Below are 1232 nucleotides of genomic sequence, written 5' to 3'. Positions count from 1 at the left end.
ACTACTAATAACGGAGATTTGCAATGCAGTTGAGCCTCAAAAGTATTGAATTTACGCTGTTTTCAGAGCCTTGACAGTAGTTACTAGTACAAATGGCTTAAAACTCAGAATAGTATCATCGGTCATTTCAAATAATATATTTGTAACCCCAGATATTGTACTAACTTTGCCAATGAAAGAATACAGCGCAGAAAGAAAAGGGGCATTGCTGTGCCTGCGAAATGATGTTGAAAGCAACTTAATGTCTCAAGATGTATGCAAAATAAAGCAAATTATAGCAAAAAAATTCGGGTGTTATTATGTTGCAGATACGTGTATTAATAGACCTATTCGTATGGCTGATAGAGATATTGTATTAAACACATGCCTGAAAGAAATATCAACATATCAAATCATCATAACAGATAAACTGCACATGATGATTTTTTGCTACTTAACAAAGACACCATGCATCACATTATCAAATTATAATTATAAGATAGTCGGTGTTTACCAATGGATAAAAGATTGCAGCTATATAAAGCATATCGACAAATTAGATCAACTTGATGAGACCATTGAATATTTAACCTCGATGAGTAAGGAAGATAGATATTCTGTAACAATCGATGACAAGTTTGATGATCTAGTAAAACTAATTGAAAGCGTGTAATTATGAAAAGATTTATCGATATCCATGTTCCTATTACATCATGTAATTTTAAATGTCATTATTGCTATGTAACACAAATGGAAAAAAATGAAACAGAGCAAGTTGATTTTAAATATAGTCCTGAAATTGTCAGAAAGGCATTATCTAAACAAAGGCTAGGTGGAGTTTGCCTATTTAATGTTTGCGGGCTTGGCGAAACACTTATTCCTTCTCAGATTGTACAATATATTAAAGTACTTTTGGAAGAAGGACATTATATTATGATTGTTACTAATGGAACTATCACAAGAAGATTTACTGAGCTAATGGAGTTCAATGATGATCTTAAATCTAGATTATTCTTTAAATTTTCATTACATTATCTGGAATTAAAACGACTAAATTTAACAAAGACCTTTATAGATAATGTTATGTTGATAAAGAATAACGGCTGTTCGTTTACTATTGAAATAACAGCCAACGATGAGTATGCTGAGTTGTAATCCGAGACGCCAGTTTGTAAGGCGAGATGCTTGTTTGTAAATTGAAAACTGCATATTTGTAAACGAAACGCCAGTTTTGTACACCAGATGCCAGATTT

2 protein-coding genes are annotated in these 1232 nt (G+C 32.1%); both read left to right on the top strand.

Annotation, left to right across the window (positions count from 1 at the left end; all coding sequences use genetic code 11):
- The first annotated feature begins 70 nt into the window (after positions 1-70).
- Positions 71-652, top strand: coding sequence for a polysaccharide pyruvyl transferase family protein (locus tag ACTQ1N_RS12640; RefSeq protein ID WP_441957005.1), 582 nt, complete (start codon positions 71-73; stop codon positions 650-652).
- A 2-nt stretch (positions 653-654) separates the two neighbouring features.
- On the top strand, positions 655-1134 hold the full coding sequence (locus ACTQ1N_RS12635) for a radical SAM protein (protein ID WP_441957004.1): 480 nt from the start codon (positions 655-657) through the stop codon (positions 1132-1134).
- Positions 1135-1232: the final 98 nt, after the last annotated feature.

The sequence above is a fragment of the Porcincola sp. LCP21S3_C12 genome, assembly GCF_052118625.1.
In the GTDB taxonomy this organism is placed as follows: domain Bacteria; phylum Bacillota; class Clostridia; order Lachnospirales; family Lachnospiraceae; genus Porcincola.
Note: the sequence above shows the minus strand (reverse complement) of the source record. Positions and strands in the feature narration are given on the sequence as shown.